Below are 498 nucleotides of genomic sequence, written 5' to 3'. Positions count from 1 at the left end.
TATACTCGCGAGCAATATGCCCGATGAGTATGACGAGTTTGTAGAGACTGTTCGTGAACACTCGCTGGAGACTGGCCGCGAGTGGCGTGGTGGATTGAAACCCCTGAACGACGAGATGGTTCGACAGGCTGTCACCGCTCGTGCTGCGTCTGAGAGTGGTGTTGATGCTGATGAGGTGGATGCGGTCCTCGATGCGGTCATTGAGACGCTTGCACAGTTCAACGCGAAAGATGGCGATGGATCTGAGTAATAGGGATACCCGCTGAGATTACGACTGTTTTCACCGATAAGACTGCCCGAGGAGTTTTTTGCTGCTCTGTTGAATAGTTGTGTCTTCGTAGGGCAAATCATCTGTTGAATAGCCGAGGCGAGTGATCGTCGGCTTGGATTAGTTTCATTCCTGCTCAAGAGCGCTATTCAACACAGCACTTTGAGCAGGTTTGAGAGTAGCATAGATCACTAACTTTTCGTCCTGCTCGTGCCTTATCTAGACAGTGC

At 50.6% G+C, this 498-nt stretch carries 1 pseudogene; it reads left to right on the top strand.

Annotated features, from left to right (window positions below):
* A pseudogene (locus tag D3D02_RS19120) lies at positions 1–250 on the top strand (hypothetical protein); the annotation flags it as partial.
* Between the last annotated feature and the right edge of the window lie 248 nt (positions 251–498).

Origin of the sequence: Halobellus sp. Atlit-38R, assembly GCF_003665925.1 — an archaeon.
Taxonomy (GTDB): Archaea; Halobacteriota; Halobacteria; order Halobacteriales; family Haloferacaceae; genus Haloquadratum; species Haloquadratum inordinatus.
The sequence above is the reverse complement of the archived record's forward strand: the minus strand, read 5'-3'. Positions and strand labels throughout refer to the sequence as shown.